Annotated in this window: 21 protein-coding genes and 1 riboswitch; of the genes, 15 read left to right on the top strand and 6 right to left on the bottom strand. The window is 65.3% G+C overall.

The window, feature by feature from the left end; all coding sequences use genetic code 11:
• The first annotated feature begins 43 nt into the window (after positions 1-43).
• The 15 genes from wecB to CWT10_RS09745 all read left to right on the top strand — a co-directional run bounded on the left by wecB (position 44) and on the right by CWT10_RS09745 (position 15,358).
• Positions 44-1,255, top strand: coding sequence for a non-hydrolyzing UDP-N-acetylglucosamine 2-epimerase (gene wecB / locus CWT10_RS09815; RefSeq protein ID WP_233188316.1), 1,212 nt, complete (start codon positions 44-46; stop codon positions 1,253-1,255).
• Positions 1,256-3,181, top strand: coding sequence for a DUF2334 domain-containing protein (locus tag CWT10_RS09810; RefSeq protein WP_233188314.1), 1,926 nt, complete (start codon positions 1,256-1,258; stop codon positions 3,179-3,181).
• Positions 3,182-3,191: 10 nt separating this feature from the next.
• Positions 3,192-4,823, top strand: a complete 1,632-nt coding sequence (locus CWT10_RS09805; protein ID WP_103064018.1) for a Tat pathway signal sequence — start codon at positions 3,192-3,194, stop codon at positions 4,821-4,823.
• Positions 4,824-4,925: 102 nt separating this feature from the next.
• Positions 4,926-5,028: riboswitch (SAM riboswitch) on the top strand.
• An 8-nt stretch (positions 5,029-5,036) separates the two neighbouring features.
• Positions 5,037-6,233: a cobalamin-independent methionine synthase II family protein gene (locus CWT10_RS09800; protein WP_103064017.1), complete on the top strand. Its 1,197-nt coding sequence runs from the start codon at positions 5,037-5,039 to the stop codon at positions 6,231-6,233.
• A gap of 37 nt (positions 6,234-6,270) precedes the next feature.
• Positions 6,271-7,569, top strand: a complete 1,299-nt coding sequence (locus tag CWT10_RS09795) for a cation:proton antiporter (RefSeq protein ID WP_103064016.1) — start codon at positions 6,271-6,273, stop codon at positions 7,567-7,569.
• Positions 7,570-7,601: 32 nt separating this feature from the next.
• Entirely contained in the window at positions 7,602-8,813 is a 1,212-nt protein-coding gene (locus tag CWT10_RS09790; RefSeq protein WP_103064015.1) for a histidinol-phosphate transaminase, read from the top strand.
• Positions 8,810-9,409: an imidazoleglycerol-phosphate dehydratase HisB gene (gene hisB, locus CWT10_RS09785; protein WP_103064014.1), complete on the top strand. Its 600-nt coding sequence runs from the start codon at positions 8,810-8,812 to the stop codon at positions 9,407-9,409. The genes CWT10_RS09790 and hisB overlap by 4 nt, the downstream gene beginning before the upstream one ends.
• Positions 9,409-10,293, top strand: coding sequence for a hypothetical protein (locus CWT10_RS09780; RefSeq protein ID WP_103064013.1), 885 nt, complete (start codon positions 9,409-9,411; stop codon positions 10,291-10,293). The genes hisB and CWT10_RS09780 overlap by 1 nt, the downstream gene beginning before the upstream one ends.
• Before the next feature lie 43 nt (positions 10,294-10,336).
• The gene (hisH, locus tag CWT10_RS09775; RefSeq protein ID WP_103064012.1) at positions 10,337-11,002 is read left to right on the top strand and encodes an imidazole glycerol phosphate synthase subunit HisH; all 666 of its coding nucleotides are present in this window, start codon (positions 10,337-10,339) and stop codon (positions 11,000-11,002) included.
• A gap of 52 nt (positions 11,003-11,054) precedes the next feature.
• A complete protein-coding gene (priA, locus tag CWT10_RS09770) occupies positions 11,055-11,795 on the top strand; it encodes a bifunctional 1-(5-phosphoribosyl)-5-((5-phosphoribosylamino)methylideneamino)imidazole-4-carboxamide isomerase/phosphoribosylanthranilate isomerase PriA (RefSeq protein WP_103064011.1) in 741 nt (246 codons plus the stop codon).
• Positions 11,796-11,885: 90 nt separating this feature from the next.
• On the top strand, positions 11,886-12,641 hold the full coding sequence (locus CWT10_RS09765; protein ID WP_103064058.1) for an SseB family protein: 756 nt from the start codon (positions 11,886-11,888) through the stop codon (positions 12,639-12,641).
• A 297-nt stretch (positions 12,642-12,938) separates the two neighbouring features.
• The gene (gene infC, locus CWT10_RS09760) at positions 12,939-13,586 is read left to right on the top strand and encodes a translation initiation factor IF-3 (protein ID WP_103064010.1); all 648 of its coding nucleotides are present in this window, start codon (positions 12,939-12,941) and stop codon (positions 13,584-13,586) included.
• Between the two features lie 118 nt (positions 13,587-13,704).
• Positions 13,705-13,899, top strand: a complete 195-nt coding sequence (gene rpmI / locus CWT10_RS09755; protein ID WP_103064009.1) for a 50S ribosomal protein L35 — start codon at positions 13,705-13,707, stop codon at positions 13,897-13,899.
• A 30-nt stretch (positions 13,900-13,929) separates the two neighbouring features.
• Complete coding sequence (gene rplT, locus CWT10_RS09750; RefSeq protein ID WP_103064008.1) at positions 13,930-14,310, top strand: 50S ribosomal protein L20; 381 nt, start codon at positions 13,930-13,932, stop codon at positions 14,308-14,310.
• 139 nt (positions 14,311-14,449) lie between these two features.
• Complete coding sequence (locus tag CWT10_RS09745) at positions 14,450-15,358, top strand: TrmH family RNA methyltransferase (protein WP_103064007.1); 909 nt, start codon at positions 14,450-14,452, stop codon at positions 15,356-15,358.
• A 468-nt stretch (positions 15,359-15,826) separates the two neighbouring features.
• Here CWT10_RS09745 and CWT10_RS09740 read toward each other — a convergent pair whose 3' ends face one another.
• The 6 genes from CWT10_RS09740 to CWT10_RS09715 form a co-directional block, all read right to left on the bottom strand.
• Positions 15,827-17,137: an ISL3 family transposase gene (locus tag CWT10_RS09740; RefSeq protein ID WP_103062545.1), complete on the bottom strand. Its 1,311-nt coding sequence runs from the start codon at positions 17,135-17,137 to the stop codon at positions 15,827-15,829.
• Positions 17,138-17,196: 59 nt separating this feature from the next.
• Positions 17,197-17,583: a WD40 repeat domain-containing protein gene (locus tag CWT10_RS17985; RefSeq protein WP_416171675.1), complete on the bottom strand. Its 387-nt coding sequence runs from the start codon at positions 17,581-17,583 to the stop codon at positions 17,197-17,199.
• Positions 17,584-17,953: 370 nt separating this feature from the next.
• Positions 17,954-21,376 (bottom strand): pentapeptide repeat-containing protein, encoded by a 3,423-nt coding sequence (locus CWT10_RS09730; RefSeq protein ID WP_103061829.1) that lies wholly within the window; start codon positions 21,374-21,376, stop codon positions 17,954-17,956.
• A complete protein-coding gene (locus CWT10_RS09725; protein ID WP_103061830.1) occupies positions 21,373-21,870 on the bottom strand; it encodes a toll/interleukin-1 receptor domain-containing protein in 498 nt (165 codons plus the stop codon). Before CWT10_RS09725 ends, CWT10_RS09730 begins: the two co-directional genes overlap by 4 nt.
• Positions 21,867-22,571: a toll/interleukin-1 receptor domain-containing protein gene (locus tag CWT10_RS09720; protein ID WP_103061831.1), complete on the bottom strand. Its 705-nt coding sequence runs from the start codon at positions 22,569-22,571 to the stop codon at positions 21,867-21,869. Before CWT10_RS09720 ends, CWT10_RS09725 begins: the two co-directional genes overlap by 4 nt.
• The gene (locus tag CWT10_RS09715; protein ID WP_128683391.1) at positions 22,564-24,963 is read right to left on the bottom strand and encodes a toll/interleukin-1 receptor domain-containing protein; all 2,400 of its coding nucleotides are present in this window, start codon (positions 24,961-24,963) and stop codon (positions 22,564-22,566) included. The genes CWT10_RS09720 and CWT10_RS09715 overlap by 8 nt, the downstream gene beginning before the upstream one ends.
• Between the last annotated feature and the right edge of the window lie 77 nt (positions 24,964-25,040).

Genomic DNA, 25,040 nt, shown 5'->3' with positions numbered 1-25,040 from the left:
CGCCATTAGTCCCACACCGGCCCCTGAACTCTTAAGGACCAAGATGATTGACACCGTTCCCGCCCCCGCAAACGGCGCGCCGCAGCGCGTCATGCTCGTATACGGCACCCGGCCCGAGGCCATCAAGATGGCTCCGCTCGTGCAGGCACTGAAACGTGACCCGCGCTTCGAGCCGGTTGTGGTTGTGACCGGACAACACCGGGAAATGCTCGATCAAGTCAATGAGTTCTTCGGCATCACTCCGGATGTCGACCTTGATATACATCGGCCCGGTCAGAGCCTCACCCAGGTGACTGTGGGAACACTCGAGGGGGTCGAACGCGCCATCGCCGAGTACCAGCCAAACCTGCTGGCCTCCCAGGGCGACACCACCTCGGCTTTTGCCGCTGGACTGGCCGGCTTCTACCAAAGGGTGCCGGTGGCCCACGTCGAGGCCGGGCTGCGCACGGGCTCCGTCTCCTCCCCGTTTCCCGAGGAGGCCAACAGGCGACTGCTGGCGCAGGTGACCGATCTGCACCTGTGCCCGACATCCCTGGCCCGCGCCAATCTGTTGCGGGAGAACACCGACCCTGCCGCCGTGGTCGTCACCGGCAACACCGTCATTGACGCGCTGCTGGAGGCCGTCGAACGGCCGGTTCCGTTCAGCGACCCCGCGCTCGTGCGGGCCACCGCCGATCCCGGCCGTCGCATAGTGCTGGTCACAGCGCATAGGCGGGAGTCCTGGGGCAGGCCGATGCACGGCATTGGTCGGGCTCTGGCCCGCATCGCCCGCAGCCACCCCGATGAGGTGATCGTCCTGCCCGCACACCGCAATCCGAAGGTTCGCGCGGCGCTGCTGCCTCACGTGGAGGGCCTGGACAATGTAGTGGTCACCGAGCCGCTCCAGTACGGACAGTTCTGCACCCTGATGAACCGGTCCCACCTGGTATTGACGGATTCCGGCGGCATACAGGAGGAGGCTCCGGCACTGTCCAAGCCCGTGCTCGTCATGCGGGAGAACACTGAACGACCCGAGGCGATCGACTTCGGCGTCGCCAAGCTGGTGGGCACCGACGAGCAGGCCATTGTCGAGTCGGTGAGCCGTCTGCTGGACGACCCCGACGCATACAACGAGATGGCGGGCGCCGCCAATCCTTACGGTGACGGGCGTGCCTGTGCCCGCATCGTCGCCGCCATGGCGGCGCTGACCGGCCTGGGCCGACGCCTGGCCGATTTCACCCCCGACCGCTCCACCCCCAACACAGAGGAGAGTTGAATGAATCGCCTGTCCCTGAATCGAAGCCGCGGCGTGCCCCTGGGCATCATGTTGGCCGCGGCCGCGCTGGTGCTGCAGACAGGAGCCGGACCGGCCGTGCCCGCGACGGCTGCCCCGGCCGCGCCTGTTGCGCCTGGGGCGCCCGTTGCATTGACGGACGCCACCCAGGAGGCACCGGTCGAGTCCCCTCCCGAGCCGGCGGCGGCTGCTGATAGGGTTCTGCCACTGGTGGCCGCCGGCGTCGTAGATGCCGCGGAGCTGGAGCAACCGGCGGATGCGGCCCCGCCGCCGCAGGTACGCGATCTGCCTCAAGGCGTGGCCCTGCCGGGTTCGGCGCGCACCTTCTCCACCGAACAGGCCGGCCCGGCACGCACCCTGGTCCTGTTCGACTCCACCGGCTCTTACGCGCACCTTGGCGAGTACTACGCTTTGGGCATGGGGATGCTGGCCTCTCACTCCGGCACGGTGACGACCATGCCGGTGACCGACTATGTCGCGGGATTGGCCGGCTCCTACACCGCCGTGATCTACACGGGCTCCACCTATGACGAGCCGCTGCCGCAGGCATTCCTAGATGACGTGCTGACCGGTGACGTGCCCGTGCTCTGGTCTGGATTCAATATCTGGCAGCTCGCGGCTGACGCCGAGGACCGCGCCGCCTTCGTCGCCCGCTACGGGTGGGACGCCGCCGACTCCTACATCAACTCCGCCGACACGGTCACCTCGGTGAGCTACAACGGGCAGTCCCTGAGCCGTAACGCCCTGAATTCCGGTGGCATCACCGCCCCCCACATCATCAGCCCGCAGGACGTCACGGTCCTGGGAAGCGCACAGTGCACCGACGCCGCCGGCGCCGCCACCGACTGCGCAGCTGTCGCCCAGTCCACCGGCAGTTCCTTCCCCTGGGCCGTGAAATCCGCGAACCTCACCTATATCGGTGAGGTCCCTCTTTCCTACCTGTCCGAGACCGACCGCTACCTGGCCGCGGCAGATATTGTGCTGGACACCCTCCAGCCCGGGGCGGCGGCCGTACGGCAGGCGGCCGTGCGCATCGAGGATGTCAGCCCGGCCACCACGGGCGCCGAGTTGCGCACCATCGTCGACTATCTGACCGGGGCGGGCGTCCCGTTCCAGATCGCCGTGGTACCCGTTTACACCGATCCGAACGGTGTTTACAACGACGGCGTTCCCGAGACCCTCACCCTGGCGGATAACCCGGAGCTGGTCGAGGTGCTCCGCCACGCCGTCGCCAACGGCGGCACCCTGATCCAGCACGGCACCCGCCACCAGTTCTCCACCCTGGATAATCCGTACAATGGGGTCAGCACGGATGACTTCGAGTTCATTCGCTCCTGGTGCACGCAGACCAACGACAACACCGCCCCGGCGGTCGCTTGCGCCAACGACTCATGGGTGCAGATCGGCGGTGAGCTGCCCGGTACCGACGCCGCCTGGGCCACCCGGGAGGTGCTGGAGGGGCGGGCGATCTTCACTGAGGTCGGCCTGCCAGAGCCGACGGTGTTTGAAACACCCCACTACGCGGCCACGGCCGCCGCATACCGCGGCATCAACGAGGTCTACCAGGTGCGTTATGAGCGTGAACTGTTGCACGGGGGCCTGCTGACCGGGCGCAGCGGCGGGGACTTCGACTACTACGGCCAGTTCTTCCCATACGCCGTGAACGACCCTTACGGAACGCATGTGCTGCCTGAGAACCTGGGCAACGTCGAACTCGAGTCCTATAACCAGCACCCGCCGCGCCTGCCCGCGGATATCGTGGCCGCGGCACAGGCGAATCTGGTCGTCACCCACGCCACGGCGAGTTTCTTCTTCCACCCCTACTACGACGTCTCGCTCCTGCAAGAGGTCGTTGAAGGAGTGCGGGCGCAGGGGTACACCTTTGTGGCCGCCACGGATCTGATCTGAGAGGAAACCGATGGAAATCGCACGAAACGATTCCGGCGAGTCGCCTGAAGACTGCGGCTCACTGGTTGAGGCCCGGGACGAATCGGCGCGATCGGCGTGCGTGTCGCGCCGAGGGGCACTCGGTGTGGCGTCGGTCGGGGCCGCCGCCCTGCTGCCGGTGATTGCGGCTTCACTGAGGGGGATAACGGTAGCCGGAACCGGTCCCGAGTCCTCGTCGACGGCGGCCGGAGGCGGGCAAGTGCTGCTCGATGTCGCCGGGGCCGATGGCAGGCTTCTTGATCTTGATGCCCTGGTGGAATTGCAGGTCAATGGCGCCGACGCGGACACCCGTGACGACGCCCTGCTCGATGCCGCCACGTTGGAGCTCATCGAGTTGGCTCCCCTGGAGCCGCACGCCCAGGCCACGGCTGCCCTGGAGCTGCCGGCGGGCCGCGCAGCTTGCCTGACCCTGTCGTGGCCGACGAGTCACGGATACTCCGCCCTGTTCGCTGACCTGCCCGGGCCGGGCCGCTACGCCCTAGCGGAGCTGGCCGCACGCGGCCTGCATAAGGCACAGGAGGAGATTCAGACCCAGCTTCGGTCGATTGCCGAGACTAAGGCGCAGGAGATCGACGCCTTGCGCACCCGCACCGGGCAGGCCCTGCAGAACTGTGAGGCCGCAACAACCCCGACCGAGCGCGCCGTGGCGGCCAATGCCGCCCTTGAGGCGGCCACCACGGCGCAAATAGCTCAGGATGAGGCCGGGACCCGGCTGGGTCCCGAAGCCGCGATGCTGGGCGTGACCTTCACCTCCGTGCCCCTACCGGGTAAGTCCGCGCAGGCCGTTGCCAGGCTGACCGAGGCGGGGCGCCAGTCGCTGGTGCGGATCGTGGTAGACGATACGGACGATCCCGAGGAGATGGCGGGATGGCGCCGGTGTGCGGCCGAACTCCACGATGCGGGCGCGCAGATCATGGTGCAGATAGGTGACTCGCAGGTGCTCAATGACTTCGACGAGGCCTCCTGGACCCGGAGGATCGATGCGCTCGTCGCCGCCTTCCCCGACGCGGATGCGTGGGAGATAGGCAACGAGCTCGCAGGGGAGTGGACCGGCCCCAATGCCGTGGAGCGGACGCTGCAAGCGGCCCGGGCGCTGGCAGCCGCCCCGGCGACCGCATCCGCGCCCCGTTTGCTGACCGTGTACTACCAGCTCGGACAGGGGACGGCCGCCGAGTCCGTCATGTCTTGGACCGCCAACAATCTGAAGGGGGAACTCGCCGAACTGACCGACGTCGTCGGACTGTCGGTCTACCCGCAGTGGCATCCGCTGGGATCCGGGGCCAGGCGGGTCCTGGAGGTTCTGGGGCGGATGGTCGCAGACAAGCCCACGGCCCTGACCGAACTGGGCTACGGAGCGCAGGACCTGGACGACGGGCCGTGGTGGTTCGGCTCCGCCGACGATACCGGGGCGGGGCGCGATGCAGTGGCCCGGCATCTCACGGCGGTCGCTCTCGGACAGCCGCGCGCCTGGGCCGCCCCACTGTGGTGGTACTACCTGCAGGACGACGGTCTCGCGGCCACGGAGGATTCGGCGGTGCAGCAGAGCGGGGCCGGGGCGGTCTCACAGGAACTGGTCGCGGCGGCGCGCGTGGAGTCCGCATAGCCGGTCCGCCCACTGTTGCCGTAATGGCAGCAATGGCAACAACCCGGCGCGCGGCCACGCCGTCGGTGTCGGTAAGCGGGGATATCTTGATATGGTGTGCGCGCACCATCCAGAGCGGCTGAGAGACCTGGCTCGTCGACGCCGCAGCAACCACGCCGTCGGCTCGCGTCCGGCGGTGCGGTGCTCCCGCCAGGACCGATGGAAGGACCTGAAATGGCCACGCAAATCCGCACCACCCATGTAGGCTCCCTGCCCCGCACCGATGCCCTGCTCGAGGCCAATGCCGCGCACGCGGCCGGCACGCTGGACGATGCCGGGCTCGCGACGATCGTCGCCGAGCAGACCGACGCCGTCGTCTCCCGGCAGGCCGAGATCGGGCTGACGACCGTCAATGACGGCGAATATGGGCACGCCATGACCGAGAAGGTCGACTATGGCGCCTGGTGGTCCTACTCTTTCAGCCGCTTCAGTGGCCTGGAGCTACTGGACCAGCTGCCCGAGCGCAAGCCCACCCCGGCCGGCAAGCTCGAGCTGGATGCCATGACGGATCGTCGTGACTGGGTCGCGTTCGCCGACACCTACGCCGACCCCACTTCCGGCATCCACTTCTCCGCAGGGCGCCCCTGGGTGTTCCCGGTGGTGACCGGGGAGATCCGCTACATAGGACAGGACGTCGTCGCCCGTGACATTGCCGCACTCACCCGCGCCCTGGAGCGGGCTGGTAAGCCGCTGAACGAGGGCTTCCTGGCCTCCGTCAGCCCGGCGTCGGCTGCGCGCGTCGGCAATTACCACTACGAGGATGACGAGGCCGCCGTATGGGCCTGGGCCGATGCTCTGCGTGAGGAGTACCGGGCGATCACCGACGCCGGGCTCACCGTCCAGATCGACGCCCCCGACCTGGCCGAGTCCTGGGACCAGTTCATCAGTGAGCCGTCCTTGGAGGACTACCGCCGCTTCTCCGCCGTGCGCATTGAGGCCCTTAACCACGCCCTGCGCGGAATTGATCCCGCGCAGGTGCGTTATCACGTGTGCTGGGGCTCATGGCACGGTCCGCACTCAACGGATCTGGGCTTCGACAAGATCGTCGACCTGGCCCTGTCCGTGAACGCCAACGGGCTGAGCTTCGAGGCAGCCAACGTCCGTCACGAGCACGAGTGGAAGATCTGGCAGGATACCGAACTGCCCGACGGCAAGTACCTGATTCCTGGCATCGTCTCCCACGCCACCAATGTGCTGGAGCACCCCGAGCTGGTTGCCGACCGCATTGAGCGCTTCGCCCGACTGGTCGGCCCCGAACGCGTAGTCGCCTCCACCGACTGCGGCCTGGGCGGACGCGTGCACTCCCACATCGCCTGGGCCAAGCTCGCCTCCCTGACGGAGGGCGCTCGGCTGGCGTCCACGCGCTTGTAGTCCTCTTCACAGGGGCAGGGCCCTAGGCTCTGCCCCTGTGGAGACGCTGATGATCGCGGTGGCGGGTCTGCTCGTCATCGCCGCATGCAACCAGCTGGCCCCTAGAGTGGGGGTGGCTTCGCCCCTGCTGCTTCTGGTGCTTGGCATCGGGATCGGCTTCCTGCCCTTCGTTACGGCGATTGAGCTCAATCCGGAGATCGTTTTGGAAGCGGTGCTGCCGCCACTGCTGTACTCCACGGCCGTATCGATGCCGGTTGCGGACTTTCGTAGAGAGTTGCGCTCGGTGTCCGCCCTGGCGGTCGGGCTGGTGGCCGTGTCCGCTGTTGTGATTGGCCTGGTGGCGCACATGCTGGTGCCCGCAATCCCTCTTCCCTGGGCCATTGCCCTGGGGGCGGTGCTGAGCCCGACCGATGCCGTGGCCATCGCAATAGTGCGTGGGTTGGGTGTCACTGACCGCATCATCACGATCCTGGAGGGGGAGGGACTGTTCAACGACGCCACGGCCCTGATCCTGTTGTCCTCGGCGGTTTCCGCGGGGGTTGCCCGCTCCACCGACTCTCTTGAGCCGGGTGCGCTGGCCGCCCAGTTCCTGACCTCGCTGGCGCTGGCACTATTCATCGGCTGGGCGGTCGGGACGTTGGCGGTGCGTGTCCGCGCACGTATCAGCGAGTCCACGGCGGACACGGTGGTGTCCTTCACCGTGCCGTTCCTGGCGTCGCTACCCGCCGAGTACCTGGGCGGCTCCGGCCTGGTGGCGGCGGTGGTCGCCGGCCTGATCACCTCCTATCGGGGCCCGTGGCTGTTGTCGCCGGTGCACCGCGTGAACGCCCGGCACAATTGGCGCACCATCGAGTTGATTCTTGAGGGCGGCGTCTTCCTGTTTATGGGGCTGCAGGCCTACGGGATCGTGCAGGAGGTGGCCGAGGTCGGATACGGCGCGCGCACCGCCGTCATCCTCGCCGTCAGCGCCTGGGTGTTGACTGTGCTGGTGCGCCTGGTATTCGTTGCTCCGATGCTGGTGTGGCTGGGCTGGGTGCGCCGACGCCGTAGTCGCCGCCTGGAGTACTTCACGTCCGAGCCACTGGGGCCCCGTGAGGGCGCCGTCATCATCTGGGCCGGGATGCGTGGCGCCGTCACCCTGGCGGCCGCCCAGACTCTGCCGCTGTCAACGCCTGCGCGGCCGCTGCTGCTGCTGGTGGCGCTGCTGGTGTCCGGCGGGTCGCTAATCGTCCAGGGACTGACTCTTGACCCCCTGATCCGTCTGATGCGCCCACGCATGGCGCAAGATGACGACGCACAGACCACGACCGTCGACTTGGCTGTCACGCCGGGGTGATCGCACCTGGAATCCGCGTAGACTCTCACCCCGTGACAGTGCTCCCGCTGCGGCCCGAGCTACGCGGCTGCGAACCGTACGGCGCCCCCGAATTGGACGTGCCGGTGCGCCTGAACGTCAACGAGAACCCCTACCCGCCCAGTCCCACGGTGATAGCAGACATCGCCGCGGCGGTCAGTGAGGCGGCCGCCGGGCTCAACCGCTACCCGGAGCGGGACCTGCCCGCCCTGCGCGCCGCCCTGGCCGAATACCTGGATGTGGAGTCCGGTGTGCTCCTGGACCGGGAGCAGATCTGGGCGGCCAATGGTTCCAATGAGGTCATGACGCACGTGCTGCAGGCCTTCGGCGGGCCGGGTCACACCTGCTTGTCCTTCACACCCACCTACTCCATGTATCCCGAGTACGCCCGCAATACCTTCACCCGCTATGTGGCCGGGCCCAGGCGGGAGGACTTTACCCTGGATATAGACGCCGTGGCCGCTACCATTGAGGCGGAGCGCCCCGCAGTCGTCATCTTGGCCAGCCCCAACAACCCCACCGGCACCGCCCTGCCGCAGGCGGACGTGGTTGCCATATTGGAGGCCGCCCGCGGACGCGGCCCCGCAGATAGCGCCGACGGCTCCGGGCCCTGCGACTGCGTGGTGGTGATCGATGAGGCCTACGGGGAGTTCCGGCGGCCCGGCGTGCCCAGCGCCCTGGAACTGCTCACGCTCACCGAGGCCGACGGCGCCCCCCGGCACCCGCATCTGGCCGTTACCCGCACCATGAGCAAGGCTTTCGGCATGGCCGGACTGCGGCTGGGGTATCTGGCCGCTTCGCGTGAACTGGTGGACATGCTGCGCATCGTGCGCCTGCCCTACCACCTGTCCGCACTGTCTCAGGCGGCCGCCCTGGCGGCACTGGACCACCGCGAGGAGCTGATGAGTCAGGTCGCCTCCCTGCGTGACGAACGCGACGCCCTGGTGGATTGGTTGCGTGCATGCGGCTGGATCGCCCACGAATCCGACGCGAACTTCGTCCTGTTCGGCCCCTTTGCCGATCGGGAGGCGGTTTGGCGGGGACTGCTGGAGCGCGGAGTCCTAATCCGCGTGGTCGGTCCCGAGGGGTACCTGCGGGTGTGTGTGGGCACCCCGGAGGAGATGGAGCGGTTCCGCACCGCTTTGCTGGCAGTCACCGGAACCACGACCAGGCGATCCGGGAATGAGGCCAACCACACCAAGGTCAACCAGGAGAAGAACGCATGAACCGCACCGCGCGCATACAACGCAGCACCAGTGAGTCCTCCGTCGTGGTCGAAGTCGACCTGGATGGCACCGGCAGGACCGATATATCGACCACCGTTCCCTTCTACGACCATATGCTCACCGCCCTGGGCAAGCACTCGCTGATCGACCTGACGGTGCGTGCCACCGGGGATACCGACATCGACGTGCACCACACGGTGGAGGACACCGCCATCTGCATCGGCGAGGCTCTCAAGACCGCCCTGGGGGACAAACGCGGCATCAAGCGCTTCGGAGACGCCCTTGTGCCGCTGGACGAGGCGCTGGCACAGGCCGTTGTGGACCTGTCCGGCCGCCCCTACCTGGTGCATGACGGCGAGTCCGAGGCCTTTGTACACCACCTCATAGGCGGCCACTTCACCGGTTCCATGGTCCGCCACTGCCTGGAGGCGATCGCCTACCACGCCGGTATCTGCCTACATGTGCGCGTCGTCTCTGGACGCGACCCCCACCATATCGCCGAAGCCGAATTTAAGGCCCTGGCCCGTGCCCTGCGCGCTGCCGTCGAACCCGACCCGCGCGTCGACGACATCCCTTCAACCAAAGGCGCCCTGTGATGCATGACGACCACATCTCCAACCCGGGTGGCCGGGGTGACGACGATCCAGACATCGACGCCGAGTTCGCCGCGATTATGGAGGGAATCGATTTTCCCTCCGACTTGCCTGCACCCCCGGGAGCCGACGGCGAGGATTCTTCCGATGGCACTGGCATGCCAGAAGACACCGGACCGGTCTCTCCCAAGGACGTGCCCCACAACATTTACGGGGTGCCCGGCACCGCTGATTCTGCGGACTGCGCAGATGAGGCCGGGCTGACCCCCGAGCAGCTGGCCGAGGTCCAGGCCCTGGCTGCCGCTCTGGATGCCGACTCTGGAGCTGACTCCCGGCCCAGGGCGGTCAAGGTCGCTGTGGTGCTGACCCCGCTGGCCAGCGCCGAGGCGCTTGCGCACCTGTGCGCGGCCTCAGGCCTGGATTGCACGGTGGTGCCCACCTCCAGCGGCGCCATCGCGGTCAAGGAGTTCGTGTCCGCACATGCCCAGTGGGATATCGCCGAGCTTCTGGGCGGCGCCGACACCGAACCTGCCGAGGCCGCCGAGCTGGCCGGGGCCCTGTCCCGCCTCAGCCGCGCCGGCGTAGTGCTCATGACTGCGGACCTGGCTACCGACGCCGGCGTTGAATCCGGACTGTCGGGCACCATCACCGCCCGCCGGTACTACAACGGAGAGGCGGCGGAGGAGACCAGTGCCGGGCTGTTGCTGGCATCTGCGGACCAGGAGTTGGAGGACATTCTGCTGGGCGTTACCCAGGCACAGAGTGTGGCGGGCGCCATCAGCACCAGTGATGTCAAGCCGGGGCGGATCATCCGCTGGTTCGGTCGCGGCTTGCGGCCCCGTGGCAGGGGCGATAGGGGTCACGACGATGATCAGACCAGTAGCTGATACCGATGGCCTTCCCGGCGCAGCAGATGGGTAGGGTGTGCCCGTGAGGCAAGCACACGTCGTCGTCCTGGCCTACGGAAGTGGGAATGTGCGTTCGGCCGTGCGCGCTCTTGAGCGCGTCGGAGCGGACGTGGAGTTGACGGCGGATGCCTGCGCGGTTGAGAACGCCGATGGGCTGGTGGTGCCCGGCGTTGGCGCCTTCGCGGCGGTGATGAAGCAGTTGCGCGACGTTAACGCCCCCGGGCTGATAGACCGCAGACTTGCTGGCGGCAGGCCGGTGCTGGGCATCTGCGTGGGCATGCAGGTCATGTTCGAGGCATCCACCGAGCACGCCGAGGATTTGGGGGACCAGTTGGTTACCGGCCTGGCCCAGTGGCCTGGCACCGTCTCCCGCCTCAATGCGGACATCGTCCCCCACATGGGCTGGAGTCGGGTCCGCCCGCCGGCCGACAGCGTCCTGTTCGACGGTCTGAGTGACGCCGACGGTTCCGAACACTTCTACTTCGTCCACTCCTATGCAGCCAAAACTGATCCCGCCGAGCTGCTCGGTCCTGGGCGCACCTGCCCGCCCCGCACCACCTGGGCCACCCACGGCGAGGACTTCGTGGCCGCGGTGGAGAACGGGCCGCTGACCGCTACGCAGTTCCATCCGGAGAAATCTGGCGACGCCGGTGCACAGCTGCTGCGTAACTGGTTGACCACCCTCTGAACCCTGTGCTGCGCGCACCGTGCGCGCAGCCGCCACTCCAAGGAGACCGCCCATGCTTACTCTTCTACCTGCCGTAGACGTTGCCTACGGGAAGGCCGTCCGGCTGCTGCGGGGCGAGGCCGGAAGCGAAACCGATTACGGCAACCCCATTGATGCGGCCCGGGACTGGGCTGTGGCCGGTGCCCAGTGGATTCACCTGGTGGATCTGGATGCGGCCTTCGGACGTGGCACTAACGCCTCGCTGCTGGCCCGTATCGTCGGCGAGGTGGAGGTGAACGTGGAGCTGTCCGGCGGCATTCGCGACGACGCCTCTTTGGAGCGCGCCCTGGCCGCCGGTGCTGCGCGCGTGAACCTTGGCACCGCCGCCCTGGAGGACCCGGCCTGGACCGAACGGGTGATCGCCGAACACGGAGACAAGATCGCTGTTGGTCTGGACGTGCGCGGAAACACCTTGGCCGCTCGCGGCTGGACCAAGGAGGGTGGTGATCTGTGGGAGACGCTCAACCGCCTGGATGACGCCGGGTGCGCCCGCTACGTGGTCACCGACGTCACCAAGGACGGCACCCTCATGGGCCCCAATATCGAGCTGCTGCGCAGGGTGTGTGAGCGCACCTCCGCTCCCGTGGTTGCCTCCGGCGGCATCGCCCACCTGGACGACCTGCGCGCCCTTAGCCGCCTGGAGCACTACGGTCTGGAGGGGGCGATCGTCGGCAAGGCGTTGTACAACGGGAATTTCACACTCCAGGAGGCGCTGGCCGTCAGCCGTGGCGAGGACTCCCGGTCCGGAGCGTGATAGCCCATGTCTCAGACCCCTGGAAACCCGGAGTATTCCAACAACTCTGCGCGTTCGCAGCTGCCTGATGATCTGCAGGCAGCGGCGGCGATGGCCGCCCGCGGCCGTTTGGAGCGGCTGCTGGCAGCCCCCACTCCCTTCTCCAAGGATGACGGCTCCGCCGACCCCGCCGTCGTGGCAGCACTTGCGGAGCAGGACTTGCCGCACCACGAGTACCTGGACCGGCTGCTCGCCGCACTGACGGCAAGCCGACTGATAGTGCCCGTAGCGGCACACGCCGTCGGGGGACCCACTCAACTGCGCCTGGGGGAGGCAGCGTCCGCTGTCCCGGTACATGAACCGCACACGGCCGACGCCGCGCAGGACGCCGCAGAACTGGCCGTGCGGCTCGATGACGGCCATCTGGCCCTGCCGGTGTTCACCTCCGCGGCCGCCGTCGCGGCCTGGCGAGCGGACGTGCGCCCCGTTCCGGTCACTCCGCAGCGCGCCGCCCAGGTCGCCTGTGCCCAGACTGATCAGCTGTGGGTGCTGGATGCGGGCACCCGCGATCTGCGCCTGCCCCGACCCGCCGTGGTGGCCCTGGCCGGCGGAGAGGAATGGATCCCCTCCTGGCGCAACGAGCCGGTTCAGGCCGAAGTGGCCTCGCAGCTCGGCGCTGTTAAAGGGGTCACCGGCGTGGCCTTCGCCCCAGGGGAGCAGGCGGAGTTGCGCGTATTCATCCGGGTCGACGCCTCCGCTGGCACGCCTGCCGTGGCTGCCGCGCTGGAGCAGTGCCAGTACGTAATGGTCAACCCGGCCTGGGGCGAGTTCATCGACACCGTTGAGCTTTGCCCCGTTCCTGCCTGACGGCGGGCGTGTATGGTCATATTCACTTTCTTCTCGGTGGTGGTGGTCGGCACGTGGCACAGTGGGGCTGCTAAACTGCCACCGACCGGCCGGAGGCATGTCTCCGGCGCGCAAGCGGAGAAATCCCACCTGGGTCCCTCAAGGGGCCGGGTAATGCGAGGAGTTTCCTCGCGGTCGCGGCCGTCTCAGGCGGCTGTGGCTGTGCTCGCAAGAGCACATGAGAGGCCTTCGTGCGCGAAACGCGGCGAAGGCCTTCTTCGTTGCGGCGGTCGCCGCTTCCAAGAGTGAGGAACAGTCATCAGCGAGCCCCGTATCAACGAACGGATCCGCGTCCCCGAGGTGCGACTGGTCGGCCCCAGCGGTGAGCAGGTCGGCATTGTCCGGGTGGAGGACGCCCTCCGCCTGGCCGAAGAGGCAGGCCTCGACCTCGTTGAGGTCGCCCCCGACGCACGCCCCCCGGTGTGCCGGCTCATGGACTACGGCAAGTTCAAGTACGAGTCGGCCATGAAGGCACGCGACGCCCGGCGCAACCAGGCCAACACTCAGCTCAAGGAGATCCAGTTCCGTCCCAAGATCGACGAGCACGACTACGCCACCAAGATGGGCCACGTTCAGCGTTTTCTCAAGGGCGGGGACAAGGTCAAGTGCATCGTTCGCTTCCGTGGGCGCGAGCAGTCCCGCCCGGAGTTGGGCATCCGGCTGCTGCAGCGTGTGGCGGAGGAGGTCTCCGAGCTGGGCAACATCGAATCCCATCCCCGCCAGGACGGCCGCAATATGGTCATGGTTCTGGCTCCCACCCGTAAGAAGGCCGAGGTCAAGTCCGACCAGCGTCGTCGCCGTGAGGCGGCGCGTGCGAGCCGCCGCGCCGAGAAACAGGCAGCCCGGGCGGCCCGTGAGGCCAAGGCGGAGCCGAAAGCCACCGAGGCGACCACCGAGGGCGACTGACAGCGTCCGAGCAGCGGGCCGCCGTCGGCGTGACACGACAGACCCAACCCCGTCACCATGACGAGGTCACCAGCCCCCGACTCCAACAGGTGCCGGGGACCGAGAAGAGGAAATTAACATGCCCAAGAACAAGACGCACTCCGGTGCCAAGAAGCGCTTCCGGGTCACCGGGAGCGGAAAGCTGATGCGCGAACGGGCCGGCAAGCGCCACCTGCTGGAGGTCAAGTCCTCCCGCCGCAAGCGCAGGCTGTCCAAGGACCAGGTCGTCGCCCCGGCCGACACCCGCCAGGTCAAGAGGCTGCTCGGTCGCTGACCGGCCCACAACACAACAAGGAGTCATCACATGGCACGTGTGAAGCGGGCTGTTAACGCCCAGAAGAAGCGTCGTACCGTACTCGAGCGCGCCTCCGGCTACCGCGGGCAGCGCTCCCGCCTGTACCGCAAGGCGAAGGAGCAGGTCACCCACTCCGGCGTGTACGCCTTCCGCGACCGCCGCGCCCGCAAGGGCGACTTCCGTCGCCTGTGGATCCAGCGTATCAACGCCGCCGCCCGCGCCGAGGGCATGACCTACAACCGGTTCATGCAGGGCCTGGGCCTGGCCGGGGTTGAGGTGGACCGCCGCATGCTCGCTGAGCTGGCCGTCAACGAGCCCGCTGCCTTCAAGGCGCTGGTGGACACCGCTCGCAAGGCTCTGCCCGCGGACGTCAACGCCCCCAAGGCCTGAGCCCGTCGGCGCCCGCCGGTTGGGCGCATCGGTCGCTACGTGCGGCCTGCATTTCGAGCCGACCTCCGCAATCAAGCCCCGCCCCGACGGCGTGGCCCGGTTGCGGGGGTCGGTCTTGTACGGCCGGTAATCTGCGGCCATGAGCACGAGCGCGATCCTGGACAACCCAGCTGCTACCCGCATCACTCGGGTGGCAGGGTTGGCCCGCCGCACCGCCCGCAGCAAGTACCGGCGCTTCCTGGTGGAGGGGCCTCAGGGCGTGCGTGAGGCTGTCCGCTGCGCCGCCGGGCATGTGCTGGATGTCTACTTCACTGAGCAGGCGGCCCGGGCGCACGCCGATATTGCTGAAGCTGCCGCGCGGGCGGGCCTGTACATCCACCTGGTTACCCCCGAGGTCATGGCGGCCATGAGCGCCGATGCCCAGGGGGTGCTCGCCGTGGTGAGGACCGATGCCGTGGCGGCCCGACCGCAGCCTGGGGCCAGTGGGGGAGGGGCGGAGGCTGCCGCACCCGTGACGGAGAGCGACGCCGCGCGCGAGGCCGACGCCTTCTCAGGCTCGGTCCTGGAGACGGCCCTCTCCGGAGCGCGCCTGGTGGCGGTGTTGACCGAGGCCCAGGACCCCGGCAATGCCGGCACCATCATTCGCGCCGCTGACGCCGCCGGCGCCGACGCCGTGGTGCTGGTAAAGGGCGGCGTGGATCCGACGAACCCGAAGGTCGTGCGCGCCACGGCCGGCTCCCTGTTCCACCTGCCGGTGCTGGCCGGTGTCACGTTGGAGGAGGCCGTGCACGCACTGCGGGCGGCGGGGCTGAGGCTGCTGGCCGCCGACGGGCACGGCACTGTGAGCCTGTTCGACGCCGAAGCGGGGCTCGGCGAGCCGTCGGCCTGGCTGCTGGGCAACGAGGCCCGTGGGCTGGCGCCTGCGGCCTTGGACGTGGCGGACACGGTGGTCTCGATCCCGATCTACGGAATGGCAGAGTCCCTGAACGTCGCCTCCGCCGCCGCCATCTGCCTGTACGCCAGCGCCCGGGCGCAGCACCAGGTGTGAATCAGGAATCTGCCTGCTTCAGCGGTGGCAACGGGCCGTACAGTTCTGCCGGTAGACGGGTCATCTGGCCTTCAACCACGACGGCGTAGCCAAGCCAGCGCCAGGCCTCACGGCTGGTCCCGAGCACCTCCTCAGTCACCGCATCGCGAACGACTACTTCCCCTTCAGGGAGTGGCTCGATGATGACTCCGACTGGCTGTCCTGTCTCAGCATCCCATTGGCGTGCGCCGTGAGGCCCGCTGGTGAGGATGCGGGTGCCATCAGGAGTCCACGCACCTCCCTCGGCGTAAGCGCAGGTAAGCGTGCAGACCCGACGACCGCTTATGGCATCCCAAACACGGACACCGTCGTTCCCGACGGTGAGAACTCGGGTGCCGTCTGGATTCCAGGAGCCTGTACGGGCCTGAATGGAGGTCAGATGTTGAAATAGATGTCCGGTGACTGCATCCCGAATCTGGCTCTTCGCGTTTAGGGGTGTAGTAGCTGTTGTCTGAAGCCTCCGGCGTGGATGAGGCTGCGGATGGTGTAGTTGGTCAGATTCCTGAAGCCCAGGGCGATGCCGCGTAGGTGCTCCAGGCGGCCGTTGACTGCTTCAGTGGGTCCGTTGGATGTGCCGCGGTGGTCGAAGTAGGCGAGTATGTCTTCGCGCCGCTGGGCCAGGGTCTTGCCCAGCGACTTCAGCTCTTCGAGGGCGTCAGGCACGCCGGTGGTGAGGGTCTGCATCACTTTCTCCATCAGGGTCTTGCCCTGGGCGGGGGCCTTGGCGCGGTAGGCGGCCATGATCTTCTGATACACGCCCCACATGATCTCTACCGGAGTGTTGTGGGGGTCGGCGAACAGTTGTTCGAGACGCTCCCAGCCCTTGTCGCTCACCAGGCCCGCCCCGGTGCGCAGCAGCCTGCGGGCCTTGTACAGGGGGTCGTCCTTACGGCCCCGCCGCCCGGTGGTCTCGCGCTGGGTGCGGCGGCGGCACTCATCCAGCTTGTCCCCGGCCAGCGCGACCACGTGGAAGGGGTCCATGACCTCCGTCGCGCCGGGTAGGGCCTCGGCGGCGGCGGTCTTGAAGCCCGCGAACCCATCCATCGAGACCACCTCGATCCGGCTGCGCCAGTCCTCGTCGCGTTCCTGGAGCCATTGCTTGAAGGCCTGCTTGGAGCGGCCTTCGATCATGTCCAGCAGGCGGGAGGGGCCGGTACGGTCGCGCACGGGTGTAAGGTCGATGATGACGGTGACGTACTTGTCGCCCTTGCGGGTGTGCCGCCAAACATGCTCATCCACCCCGATGACCTCCACACCCTTCAGACGTCCAGGATCATTGATCAAGCGGTCCTTGGCCCGCTCAAGGACGGCCTCATTGGCGGTGTGCCAGGACACCCCCAGAGCTGCCGCCACACGCGAGATGGACATGAACTCCACCCCCACGGCCCGGATCGCCCACTCCTTGGCCGCCAAGGTCAGCCTCGCCCGCTTGGCGGCCGCACGAGACGCGTCCTGCCTCCACACACGCCCACAGCCCTGGCAGCGCCACCGGCGCAGCCGCACCAGCAAGTGGGTTGGGCGCCAGCCCACCGGAACATGCGCCAGCCGCCTCGCGACGGTCCCCACCGGGGCGCCCTGGGCCCCGCAGACCCGGCAGAACGCATCCTCCTCGCAGACCTGCAGCCGACACTCCACCAGTGCACCGCCGCCATCTATGCGCATGCCGGTGACAGTCAGTCCCAGCGCGTCCAGGCCCAGGAAACTAGCAAAATCAGGGGCAGCAAAGGTAGTCTCGGCCATGTCGAGGTCTCCGTGATCGGTGGTGTTCAGCAACCACCAATCATCGGGGACCTCGACCCCTACCCGCCCCTGCGACACGCGCACCCACGACTACCCCACCACCACACCCTCAAACACGAAGAGCCCCGAATCTGGGCTCCCTCATCGCCACAAGTGAGGATACGGGTGCCGTCAGGATTCCATGCGGTTCTGCTGACATTGGCCGCAGGCAACCTGGCAATATTCTCGCCGGTTGTCACTCCCCATACACGCACACTGCCTGTACTGTGAGTGACGACTCTGGTTGCGTCCGGACTCCAAGAAGCATTGCGGGCGAACTTGGTATCGAGAGTCAGAGTACTCCGTTTGTGTGCAGATGTCACAGTTCGCCATATGAGGGCGCCCTCTTCAACTATGACAATAATGTCGGAACTATCAGGGCTCCATGCTGCTCCATATGTGTTCATAGGCACGAAAAGAACCTCATCGCCGGTGGTGGTGTCCCAGATGTGTCCACCTTCTTTCTCGACGGTGAACAGATGTCTGCTGTCGGGACTCCAGACTCCACCGTACGTGGCGCTGTCGGTAAGGGTCAAGCATATCTCCCCGGTGACTGCGTTCCAAATATGGGCACCTAGTGCGTCCGTAACGTAGACACGGGAGCTGTCGGGGCTCCAGCCCCCGGCAGGCGCACGGTGGCTAGTAAGCGTATGGGTGATGCGTCCTGTATATGCGTTCCAAACCCGTGCACCGTTGTCACTCAGGGTGAGAACGTGGGTGCCGTCGGGACTCCATAGTGGAAAGTCCGTGATACCACGAGTCAACGTAATGGCTGCGTTACTTGCGTCGGTCCGCCATATATATATATACGCCCTGATTTGTGTTGGCGACTACATGTGCGCCATTTGGACTCCATGCGCACGATGTTGTGTAGTGTTTAGTGAGATTGATGATCATATGTCCGGTGTCGGCGTCCCACACGTAGGCTCCATCGGATCCCCACGTGAGGACTTTGGTTCCGTCGGGACTCCAGGACGCTGACCGAGCGTACAGAGTGGCGAGTTTGTGGCTAAGACGGCCAGTAGTTCCGTCCCATATTTGGGTACCGTCGGCACCAACCGTCACCAACTGCTTTCCGTCTGGACTCCATGAACCTCCGTCACTATCATAGATTGTAAGCGTTGCGATGCGCTCGCCGGTACAAGAATCCCATATTGAATGTCCAGACGAACCAACGGTGAGAAGGCGATGATCGTCGGGGTGCCATGCGCAAGTATACACATTGCTAAGAATGTCTAACGTGCGGATAAGCTCGCCAGTAGCAGCGTTCCACAACTTGATGTCTTCTGTAGTGACGGTGAGTATTAGGATGCCGTCCGGACGCCAGAAAGCCTCGTTAACGCGGTCATCACCGAGACTCAATACGCTTTGGCCGGTATCGGCATTCCATATTATGGCGCCGTTGCTGCCTGTAGTGAGGATATTGGAGGCGTTGGGGCTCCAGGCGCCCGCACGGGTGTTCATCGTGGTGAGTGTGTGGGTGAGGCCGCCAGTGTTGGCGTCCCACACCCGGGCGCCATTCGGGCCTGTGGTAAGGATGTGGAGTCCGTCTGGGCTCCACGCGCCTGTGGTGGTTGTGGCTGTAGTCAGGGTACGAGTCTGTTCGCCGGTGACGGCGTCCCAGATCTGGGCTCCGTTGGGGCCTGCGGTGAGGATGCTGAGCCTTTCTGGATTCCACTCTGCGGTCGTTATACGGAATGGCGGCAAATAAAGTTCAGGTGAAGTCGTGAATGGAACTGCCTGTTCGTCTATAGGCGCATTGAGTACGTCTGGTCCTGAATGGCTTGATCGGCTAAATAGTAGTTGTGTGCGATATGTCGTTGCGCTTCCAATGTCTAGCCTGGAAAGATCGCAGTATCGGAATATAGTGCCCGTGAGATCGCTACCTGTAAGGTTGGCGCCGGTGAGCGTGCAGGAGATCAATCTCGTCCGCCGGAGCGATGAGCAATGCCAGTCAGAGTTGTCAAGCTTGACATTTGTGAGGACGGCATCATCTAGCCTAGCGTTAGAAAAGTCGATGCCAGTCAGGTCAAGTACCTGCTGGTTCTCCACTCCTATTTGCCAGCTGCTGAGATCAACGTCCGCCAAGTTGAACTCACGGGTCGAGATATTCGGGAAGCCGCGTTGCCTAGCCAGCAAGACGTAGGAGAATGCTAGAGTCCGCGCGCGCGGAGTACCTTCATGCGCTACTCGAGTAAGGGTCTTCAGTGCCTGTTGCCGGTCAGGCGGGTCCAGCGCGTCAAGAAGCTCACCAAAGAAGACGAGCGACTCTTGGCTCGTGCGGGGAAGATCCCATACATTGAGGGCTTCGCCGGAATCGGGATCGTCGCCTAGAAGAGCCTCGACGAGACCCTTGGCCAGGAAATACTCCAGGAGTGAGGAGTGAGCGAAGGTGAAGACGTCTTCGCGGCGTGAGAGGAAGGTCGCCGTGCGTAAGTCCTGCTTCCACTGGTCCGGCATCCACTCTCTGTACTCAAGCTTCAGCTCGCGGTGATCATCTAAGAAGCGTAGCATCCACGTTTCCATCCAGTCCGCAGGCCAGGTACGTCGTTCGGACTTCCACACCTCAACGGCCATGCGACTCATGAGGATGCGCTTGTGCTCAGACTTAAGCATGTGCTTAGCGTCGTCCCGTTCCAGCCAGCGGTGAACGAAACGGCCATAAAGATCCACCGCGCGGAAGCGTCGCCCGTCTGCGAGTGCCTGTTCTATATCTGGCAGCACATCCCGAATCATGTTGAGCATGACCGGCTGCTTTGCCAGCGAACGGAGATCGTGAACGGAACTGATCATCTCCAGCAGTCTTTGCGGATCCGAACCCGGAATATTGCGTTCCAAGTACTCAAGAATCTGCTCCTCCTCAAAGGGAAGCATGGTGAGTACCAGGTAGTCCTCACCGCGAACCCACTCGCGATTCTGATTGGAGAAGAATGAAAGCTCGTCGCGGACTGAGCGGAAATACTGGCTCCGGCACGTGAGCATGAGCTTGCTGAGGGCTTTGCCGGCGTCATTAGTCAAGGTCAGCACTTGGAGCAGGCCTCGCGTCAGTTTCTGGCCCTCGCGCTCTTCCAGGTGCACTAAGACCTCGTCCAGTCCATCAAAGATGACGATGCATTCGTGGCTCCTGATGGTCTCAATGACCTGATCTACATTCACCGGATGCGGGGAGCTCTGATTGATCATCTGCTCGAGCATGGAACGTAGCCCGAAGTTGCTGAGTCTGCTCGTGGTGAGGTCGCGTAAGTCGAAATAAAGGGGTAGTGGGGCATCGGTGCCGGCTTCGTCTTCGTATTCATCAAGTAGTCTGCGGGCAAATAGAATGGAGGTGGTCGTCTTTCCTGTGCCCAGATCTCCCAGAAGTGCGCAAAGACGGTTGCTTTGGGTGGAGTGGTCGGTTGCCCATTTTTGAAGCCTGTCGATCGCTACAAAGCGGTTGCTTGAAGACTGGCGAGAGCGATCGTCTACCTTGCTGTAAGTGAGATCGAGCGATTCGGAGAACTTGCCCAGGTATGCCTCCGACTCGATGAATTCCGTATTCTCAGAAAGTCTTGCTGCCGCGAGACGTTCGCGCGCCAGCTGCGCAGGGTCAGCAGGGTCGGCTGGGGCTGTGTAGGTGAATCTCTCGCGATCTTGACGAAGCTGATCGCGTACCCTGCTTGCTACATGTTGTGCGATCTCTTCTCTCGCAGCCGTCGTGCGTGCGTTGTGGTATGCGCGACCTGGAATGACGGCTTTGCTGTCGAAGGGTGCGAAGCTGGCGCCCTGAGGCAGCTCCTTGAGACGGACCAGCACCGGGTGAGGAAAGTGCTCGTGAACCTGCTTGCTCTCATCGTCGTCGGCCAGGTAACTCGGGCTGAGAAGTACAACCGCGGCGGAGGCCGCACACAGATGCTCCTCGCGAACCGTGGTGATGTCTTCGCCGAGCGGAGTATCGCTTGATGTCCACACCGTCACCTCGTACTCATCACGAACGAGGGTCTTAAGCTGTATGGTGATCTCCTCCGCAAGTTTCTCGGCCAGGCCTTGGTCTTTCGTGGAGAAACTGATGTATACCGTCACCCGCTTCGCGATTGGATCGCTTTCAGTGGCGTATGCCTCCACTGATGCGTCTCGTAAGTGGCGCTGCTCCTGCGCATCTAATAGGGCGGATAGTTCAGCGGGTGGCAGGGGACGTGACACATGTTCATTGGAACCGCTCATCGATAGCCTCCTCGGTCAGACAGACGATCAACGACGCGTTCGACGAACTCGCGGGCGAACCGGTCCTTTTGTACGGAGCTGCTCAAGTCCCCGTACGCGTAGTGACCTTGGCCGTCGGAGCGCGGCATCCGGTAGATCTGGCGCTTCTCGATGCCCAGCAGCTCAAAGTCGTCGCGCAACGGCACAGACCTGAGCATTAGGGGCAGAGTCGGCTTGTTCGGGGCGTCACCGACCCCCGGGACTTCGTGTGCCCGGACGAAGTCTGAGGTGAGAAAACTCGGGCTGAGCAATTGAACGATGTAGTCGCTCTCTTCCAGTCTGCTGAGGATCTCCGGCTCCCACTCCTCACCGGGCGTGATGACGGAGTCCTCCCACCAGGACACGTGGTAGTTGCTCAGCATCTTGAACTGGGGCCGCAGGCGCCCGAGCAGATCCCTCTTGAGGCGCTCGTCATCGTGCGCCCAAGACAGGAAGAACTTGACCTTGGTCTTCACCGCAGTTCCCTTCCTTGTGCCTGTGAGGCTCGGGGCCCGATCCGATCATTAAGCCAGTTGAGCACACTCGGCTCGTCTTTATAGCTTGCCTTTGACCATGCGGGTCGCCGCTTGCCACCCGACCACTTGACGGCGTCCCTGACCTGACGGTTCTCGGACGCGGCGCGCACCACCCTGCTCCACTCTTCTTCGCTCAGCCGTCCGGCCAGAGCCAGCAGATCGGCGCAACCCCGCGTCTGACTGTAGCTGCTAGACGTCTCCAACACTTCAAGTAGGCCGTCAACCAGCGCATCACGCGTAGCCTCCTGGCTGGCAAGCCACTGCACAACGTCTCTCGCGATCACCTCCGGTTGATCGGGGTTATCCGCGATCAGCGCCTGTGTGCGTGCAAGGAAGCCCGCCGGGGACTCGCCGTCGGCGTACTGAATCCACAGGATTGGCACATGCCTTCCGAGCGCCCAGCCGATCTCCTGCTGGCACCACGGACGAGCTGAGTAACCTTTGGTACCCACGCTTACGAGGGCGGCGCTGGACTCCAGCTCGGTTCGGATTGCTTGCTCCCAGTCGGTGCCTGGAAGTATTGCGTGCCGTGCCATTACGGCATCAACATGCAGCTCGGACAGCTTGTCGTGCAGCTCCTGCGCCGCCTTCCCACCAGCAGCGCCCTCGTTATAGCTCAGGAACACCTTGACGTTAGGCATCGGTGCCTCCAGCGACCGTGGCGCCGGCGCTGAGTCCGCGCACGATCAGGCCTGCAAGTTCCGAAGCGCGCTGAGTAGTTGCCAGGCGCTCCAGGTCCGCGGCATCCAACCCCGTCAGAGACGGATCGAACCGATCGGCTATCTCCGCGACGGCGTCGCGGTAGGCCGGCAGTGCACGGACGGCGGCAAGCGAAGCCTCCGACATCGGGTTACCGGCTCCAATCCCCAACTCGTGGGCGAGCACAGCGGCCGCACCGCCGAAGCCACCCGCGATGAACAGTGGCTGCCCTGCGCGAACCGAGTGCAGGGCCTCCTCAACTATCCCTGGAATACCTCCCACGTAGCCGTCGGGAGTCACTTTAGAAGCCGGTATCGTCTTCCCGCCGATCAGCAGCCTGGCGTCGCAGAAGTGCGGTAGCGCACCGCGCACAGTGCTATAAGCACGTGCCAGAACCGCGGGGTCGCGGTCAGTCCACAGTTGTGCTTCATCAAGGTCGATTAAGTGTCCGTGCTCGTCGACTACGTCGATACTCCCAACAGCCGCGAAAGCCTCCGTAGTACGCGCGAGGTGCTCCAGCGCCTCACGGTCTGACAGGACCATGCGCGGCACGGTCAGGGTGAACATGTCACCGGGATGGAGCCTTTGCCCCGCAACGCGCGTGCCGCTGTGCCGGTGCTGTTCCTGTTTCGCGGTCTCGACATACCTGCCCACGGTATCGATTACCGCCGCCGTGAGATCCAGTGCATGGGTTTTCAAGGCTCCCGCGTAGGTGATCCCACCTCCGGCCAGCAGCATCATCTGGGTGACCTCCGCCACGGCCACTTTTAGATGCCGACCAGACAGGCCGCATTCGGCCAGATCCGGGCTCTCAGCCATGGAGATGCCGAGCATCAGCGTTGAAAGTGGGCGCTCCAGTGCCAGGTTTGGTGTGGTCAGCGATGGCTCGCCGCCGCCCCATACGCCTCCAGCGGCGAAGAAGGTACGGGGCGTGAGCAGGTGCACCTGGTCTCGCTCATACCCGGACAATGCGCAGAGCTTGACCATGATCTCATGCTCCGGCGGCAGCAGCGGCGGGTCCGGGTGCAGTAGCCAGAGGTGGTGATCCTGGGGGAAAGCCTGCTTATGCGCCGTCAGAAACCCCGTGAGCATCAACGGCTCGGGCGGATGCACGGGGGCCGCATCGAAGCCGTCATTGTTGGAACTACTCGCCCCAGCCGTATCCTGGGAAGACGCGCCCAACCGCGCCTCTACATCACGAGGAATCTCCTGGTGCCGCCACAGGGCCCGCTTGAGGGCCTCATCAACCAGGCGATTCAGCGCCGTGATCACCGCCCGCTCCTGCGTGGCGGTCAGTGAGTCCCGGGACTCCAGGCCGCCTGCCGCTCCATCATGCTCCGTCGTCGAGTCCACGGGGTAGGCCACGGTTGGCACGTGATCCATCAGGAATGATCCCCGCTGCTCCCCGCTGGCCAGCGAACTCAAACACACAACGGGCATGTCCGCCTGCTTGGCCTCTAGTACCTCCCGCTGTGTCCACTCCCGCGAGGCGTACTTGTCGGTGCGGACCATCAGCAGGGCACTGTGCCTGGCACGATCGCGTATGGCGGCGTCCCACTCCTGTCCACCCTGGAGATCATGGAGATCAATGAATGTATCAAGCCGGGTCCGGTCGGCCAGAGCCTGAACCTTGGCAACCGGACCATGCGGAGTCACGCTCACACGGTCCGCCCGGGGGATGTCGTCGCGCGCGTGAGACACGAAGACGGTGAGCCTGTCAGGATCCCCCGGCTCTGGCAGCAGCTCCTGGACGATTGTCTGCCCGAGATCGCGGGCCAGCGCTCCGTGGGCGGCAGCGGGATCACCATCGGAATCCTGCCTAAGAGTGACGTACCTGGTCACTCCCTGAAGCTCCATCAACCGGGCCACAGGGCTGCCCTGTGACTCGATACGGTTCCTAGGTAGGGCAGGCAGGACCAGGACCTTGCCGCGAGCCGCGTCGTCATCCCGCAGGCGCAGCAGATCCTCCAGGTACTCTCTCCAGGGCCCGTTCTCCATACTGGCCCGCACCAGCCGCCGACCAACCACCACGAGCACCACGGAGAACAGTGCCGGGGAGTGCGCAGCCGTGGGCCCGCTACCGGCACTGCCGATCCGGGTTGTGATCGGCGGTGGCGTGCTGGATCCGGGGGCAGGCACCGACCTCCCGTAAACCTCCACTGCACTACCGGCGAGCCCGGAGAACACCTCGGAGTGGTAGTGGTCGAACAGGGCGTCGTGGACACTCCTACCGATCGGATCCGAGGGGTGCCAAACTACGAATATGTCTAGAACCGTGGGGGAGGGTGCAGGACGGCGGGAACTGACAGCGTCGTCGATGGCGGCAGGGCTCATGACCAGATGATAAGGGGTCACTACTGCAGGAAGAGTGTTTCCTGGACTGGAGGTCCGGGCTTCTGCCCCGTCTCAAT

It is taken from the genome of Actinomyces qiguomingii (genome assembly GCF_004102025.1).
GTDB lineage: Bacteria > Actinomycetota > Actinomycetes > Actinomycetales > Actinomycetaceae > Actinomyces > Actinomyces qiguomingii.
Note: the sequence above shows the minus strand (reverse complement) of the source record. Positions and strands in the feature narration are given on the sequence as shown.